Raw genomic sequence first — 5,136 nt, forward strand, 5'->3', positions numbered from 1 at the left:
GAAAAGTATACGATGTATACACACTCCCCTGATCGGAGTGTATAATAACTCCTTCTGGCTGATTGCGTTTATCCAAAGCATCCTGCAGTGTATCAATTACTAATGTCGTTTGTTGATGATTATAAATCTTATAAGCTACGATTTCATTATTATACAAATCCATAATCGTAGACAGATATAATGTTTCGCTGCCATACTGGATATACGTAATGTCCGTTACCCACTTCTCATTTGGTTTACTTGCACTAAAATCACGATTAAGAATATTAGGTACAATGACTTCACTTTCTCCCTGCGATTTCCACTTGCGTTTTGGTTTCACCTTACACTGCAAATGATGCTTCTGCATAATGTTTTGAACTGTGTTCCTATTAAGATGAATATGATGTTCTCGCTTTAGAATAGCTCTAATTTTCCTATGACCATTTCTATATTTAGTAGCCTTACAGATTTCAATAATTAACTCTTCATGTTCATTCCGATATTCACCAAACCCTTTAGTCCAACGATAATAGCTAGCACGTGGAATCCCTAAAACTTTTAAAATGGAAGTAACGGTATATTTTTCACGAAATTGTTCAACCAATTGTACTACTAGCCCTTTATCGACTCCTTTCTCATCGCCATATACTTTTTTAGAATTTCATTCTCCATTTTTAGGTGAGTTAGTTGATTACTTATTCGCTCGTCCTTACTTAAAGAATCGGGCCCATGCCCAAATGTATATTGTTTACCAATTGGCTGATCAAACCGATACATTTCTCCATTTTTGTACCATCTCATCCAAGTTTCAATTTGAGTTTTATTTTTGATTTTGTATTTGTTCATAATTTCCCGTGTTGTTAATTTTCCTTCAAGCTTATCTCTTACTACCGCCCATTTAATCTCTTTTGTATATACAGTTTTTTTGCCCACGCAAAAACACCTCCGAATAATGTCACAATACTTATCTCAAGTATTGCCATTTTGGAGGTGTTTTATATTGTCTCACTATTTTAGGTTAGTCCACAGAATAATTTTCCGTGCTTGCTTTTTTCATATTAAAATTTATAGGTCCAATATCTCTCGGTATATAATCGAGTTAAAACATCAGCTTCTTGATTATTTAGCCCTTCTTGAAGAGTGGCTGCATATTGTTGTGTTTGGGAAAGATGGGCAGCAATGGTTGCGACCTTCTGCTCTGCAAAATTTTGAACATCGATTTCAATATCCGGTTGTCCTAGGTCTTCTTCACAGTTTTTGGAAAAGGCTACACAATAAAGTGTTGGTCGTTTAGATGCTTCTCTTTTTTCAATTGCTTTTACAACAGCTGCTCCTGTAGCATCATGATCAGGGTGAACAGAATATCCTGGATAGAAGGTGATTACTAAAGAAGGATCTAATTCATCTAGTAACGCGGTAAATTCATTGACTAGAACTTCCTCCTTTAAGAATTCGATCGTTTTATCTCGATACCCTAGCATACGAAGGTCCTCTAAGCCCATTGATCGGGCAGCTTCCTGTAATTCATTTTTGCGAATTTCTGGCAAGGATTCTCTTGTGGCAAATGGCGGATTTCCTAAATTTCTTCCCATTTGCCCTAGTGTTAAGCAAGCATAAGTAACTGGAACACCTTCGTGTATAAATTTAGAAATCGTTCCGGATACACCAAATGCCTCATCATCTGGATGGGGGAAAATAACTAATACTTGTCTTTCTGTCTCCATTATATAATCCTCCTTTCGTAGAATGGTAAAAACTACACACTCGTTCTATTGATTATTCAAAGGGTGTTTCACTTATTTCTAGTGCTACTGCTAATTTCCCCGTAAAATCTAAGCCTGCTAATAACAATCTATTTTTATCATCTACTTCATAATGGGTAATACCTTCAGCATAAACCCAGCCAATAGCGGTTTTTAAGCCAATTCGATAAGGGCCGTTACCTGTAATCTTGCCGTATTCATAGGATAGCTTTGCATTACGGATATAAGCACCAGAGTTAAAGAAGGTTTCATCATTATGATTTGCATAGGCACCATTTGTCGTTTCTAAGTGAATATATATTTCTTTTTCGCTTAAACGATCGATTACTTTTTGTACTTTTTCGATTTGTACAAATTCCAAAAAACATCCCTCCTTTTTACTAGTTTATGGATTGGACAAAAAGTGGTTAGGCATTCTCTCGTTTTTACTAGCAATTATTTATCTATTAAAAAGGAGATATGCCATACATTCATTGTTTTAGAGGCTCTTACTTCACGCTAAGTTTTTCTTTTTCATTACGATATGCTCCGTGCATAGTTGGTCCCACATACTCATTTAATTTAAAACCATTGCGGATAGCTGCAGTAATAAAGTCTTTTGCTGTCTGAACAGCTTCTCCTACTGAAGCTCCTTTTGCTAGTTCAGCCGTAATAGCCGCAGAGTTTGTGCAACCTGCTCCATGTGTATACGTAGTATCAATTAGTTCGCTTTCAAAAATCGTAAATTCTTTTCCATCATATAGAAGGTCAATCGCTTTTTCATGTCCTAATTTGCTTCCACCTTTAATTAGAACATATTTTGGTCCAAGTGCATGGATTTTTACAGCAGCCTCTTTTAAATCTTCCACTGTTTTAATTGGTTTATCTGTTTGAGCAAGCTGCCATGCTTCAAAAAGGTTAGGTGTTACGATAGTTGCTCTTGGTACAAGCAGTTCACGAAGGGCATCTGCCGTTTCTGGATGAAGTACTTCATCTTCCCCTTTACAAATCATAACTGGGTCGATGACAACGTTTTTAATATCATTCTCATCAATTAGCTTTGCAGCAGCTTCGATGATTTCAACAGATCCAAGCATTCCTGTTTTCATGGCATCAATTCCAACAGATAACACGGTCTCTAATTGCGATTTAACTGTATTGATATCTTGAGGAAAAACATTATGATGCCAATGGTTCTTTGGATCCATTGTAACAATCGTTGTTAAGGCAGTCATCCCATAAACACCGAGTTCTTGAAATGTTTTTAAATCTGCTTGAATACCTGCACCACCGCTTGTGTCAGATCCTGCTAAAGTTAATACTTTCTTCATTTGTTATGCCTCCTATGTAATTGCCATTTTTAAGTGAAAAGTAATTTTGTTTGATTGAATAATTGTAGACCATTTTAATGAAGGTTACAACTTTTCCGTCTTCTTTCTTAGTTTGGTTTACAGAACCTTTTTGCATACCATTCACGAAAATTGTGTAAGAGGAGAGAATAGTGAGAGAATTCTGTCTACATTTATGGTAATCTATATATATACTTGATGATAGTTCGATAAGAAAAGAGTAAAACGGATGCAGGAAGAAAGGAATCTATATGAGTTTTGAAATAATAGATCATCCAATTAATATACAAAATGTTATGGATAAAGTAATAAGAAGAAATGCAGGTGCTGTGACTACTTTTATTGGTACAGTGAGAGAAATGACCGCAGGAAAGAAAACACTCTATTTATCATATGAAGCATATATTCCAATGGCAATAAAAAAAATGGAACTAATCGGCGAGGAGGTCAAGGAAAAGTGGGGCGATATTGAAATTGCGATATCACATCGAGTAGGGAAGCTTGAGATTAGTGATGTGGCAGTAGTTATTGCTGTTTCAACCCCTCATCGCAAGGATGCCTATGAAGCAAATCAATATGCAATAGAAAGGATAAAAGAGATTGTTCCAATTTGGAAAAAAGAGCATTGGGAAACTGGTGAAGAATGGATTGGAAATCAAAAGGGTACCAAAATGTATGTAAATGGCAAGCCAAGTGAGGAGGATTTTGGATGATAACATTGCTTTTTTTTGCAGGAGTGAAAGAAACGATAGGTAGTGAAACGTTAAAATTAGAGGGGGAGCAACAGACGATAGCCGAAATTAAAGAACACTTACAACATACTTATCCTACTCTATCTCTTCAAGGAGTAATGGTTGCAATTAATGAAGAATTTGCAATGGATGAGGATATCGTTAAGGAAAACGATAGAGTAGCATTTATACCACCTGTTAGTGGAGGGTAAAGGAAGGAGAAGAGCGAAGTGGAGCAAAGTAGGTATTCCCGGCAGATGTTATTCAACTCTATTGGAGTAGAAGGACAGAAAGTAATAGGAGAGAAGCATGTCTTCATAGTAGGGGCAGGCGCCTTAGGTTCGTCTCTTGCAGAGATGCTATGCAGAAGTGGGGTTGGGAGTCTTACCATTATAGATAGAGATTATGTGGAAAAAAGCAATCTACAGCGCCAGCAATTATATACAGAAGAAGATGCGAAGGAACGAATGCCGAAAGCTATTGCTGCTGAAAGAAGATTAAAGGAAATTAATCGGGAATGCAATGTTCAAGGAATTGTTGGGGAAGCGACAGTCGAGTTATTAGAACATCTAGCTAAAAATGTGGATTTAATAATAGATGCAACAGATAATATGGAAATTAGAATGATCCTAAATGATTTAGCTGTAAAGCATGGTATTCCATGGATATATGGCGCATGTGTGGGAAGTTCAGGAATGAGCTACACGATTATACCAGGAGAGACCCCTTGTTTACATTGTCTATTACAATCAATGCCTATGACCGGGATGACTTGTGATAGGGTAGGAATCATTGCTCCAGCTGTTCAACTGGTGGTTTCTCATCAGGTAACCGAAGCGCTAAAGCTGTTGATTGGGGACATTGTCTCATTACGTGGAACTTTTTTGACATTCGATTTATGGAAAAATGACTACCAAAACATAAAAGTTAGTCGTGCAAAGAGAGTAGATTGTCCTACATGTGGAGATAATCGGACCTATCCTTTTTTGGAAAAAGAAAACCAAACGAAGGTAGCTGTGTTGTGCGGAAGAGAAACCGTGCAAATTCGTCCAGTCATTCCTAAGGATATTCCTTTTCAACAACTTGCAGAAAGTTTTCAAAAGAAAGGATATGCAGTAAAACAAAATCCATTTCTATTGTCCGTTCAGCTAGAAAGAAACAGAGTTGTGTTTTTCCGAGACGGAAGAGCCCTGATACATGAAACAAATGATAGCATATATGCAAAAACACTATACGATCAATTACTCGGTTAGATAGAAAAAGAGGCTGGGACATAAACATTTCAGCTACAATAAATACGAACGATTATGCGGTAAGTTTACATGATCGTTC

The 5,136-nt window shown here is 36.8% G+C and carries 8 protein-coding genes; 3 read left to right on the top strand and 5 right to left on the bottom strand.

Annotated features, from left to right (window positions below; genetic code table 11):
* The 5 genes from ADJ83_RS23360 to pdxK all read right to left on the bottom strand — a co-directional run.
* A partial coding sequence (locus ADJ83_RS23360) for an IS3 family transposase (protein ID WP_048717144.1) occupies positions 1 to 586 on the bottom strand: 586 nt, incomplete at its 3' end.
* Between the two features lie 8 nt (positions 587 to 594).
* Positions 595 to 915 carry a transposase gene (locus ADJ83_RS23365; RefSeq protein ID WP_016200952.1) on the bottom strand — a complete coding sequence of 107 codons (321 nt, stop codon included), beginning with the start codon at positions 913 to 915 and terminating at the stop codon, positions 595 to 597.
* Positions 916 to 1,040: 125 nt separating this feature from the next.
* Positions 1,041 to 1,706, bottom strand: coding sequence for a bacillithiol biosynthesis deacetylase BshB2 (gene bshB2, locus ADJ83_RS23370; protein WP_031540220.1), 666 nt, complete (start codon positions 1,704 to 1,706; stop codon positions 1,041 to 1,043).
* Positions 1,707 to 1,758: 52 nt separating this feature from the next.
* Entirely contained in the window at positions 1,759 to 2,106 is a 348-nt protein-coding gene (locus tag ADJ83_RS23375; protein WP_031540221.1) for a YojF family protein, read from the bottom strand.
* Positions 2,107 to 2,233: 127 nt separating this feature from the next.
* Entirely contained in the window at positions 2,234 to 3,055 is an 822-nt protein-coding gene (gene pdxK, locus ADJ83_RS23380) for a pyridoxine/pyridoxal/pyridoxamine kinase (protein ID WP_031540222.1), read from the bottom strand.
* Between the two features lie 269 nt (positions 3,056 to 3,324).
* Here pdxK and ADJ83_RS23385 point away from each other — a divergent pair, with 269 nt between their 5' ends.
* Genes ADJ83_RS23385 through ADJ83_RS23395 form a run of 3 tightly spaced genes read left to right on the top strand, consistent with a single transcriptional unit; the run spans position 3,325 to position 5,057 of the window.
* Complete coding sequence (locus tag ADJ83_RS23385) at positions 3,325 to 3,786, top strand: molybdenum cofactor biosynthesis protein MoaE (protein WP_031540223.1); 462 nt, start codon at positions 3,325 to 3,327, stop codon at positions 3,784 to 3,786.
* Entirely contained in the window at positions 3,783 to 4,016 is a 234-nt protein-coding gene (moaD, locus tag ADJ83_RS23390; RefSeq protein WP_031540224.1) for a molybdopterin converting factor subunit 1, read from the top strand. Before ADJ83_RS23385 ends, moaD begins: the two co-directional genes overlap by 4 nt.
* Positions 4,017 to 4,034: 18 nt before the next feature.
* Positions 4,035 to 5,057 carry a MoeB/ThiF family adenylyltransferase gene (locus tag ADJ83_RS23395; protein WP_109769433.1) on the top strand — a complete coding sequence of 341 codons (1,023 nt, stop codon included), beginning with the start codon at positions 4,035 to 4,037 and terminating at the stop codon, positions 5,055 to 5,057.
* Positions 5,058 to 5,136: the final 79 nt, after the last annotated feature.

The sequence above is a fragment of the Bacillus sp. 522_BSPC genome (assembly GCF_001076885.1).
GTDB classification, from domain to species: domain Bacteria; phylum Bacillota; class Bacilli; order Bacillales; family Cytobacillaceae; genus Niallia; species Niallia hominis.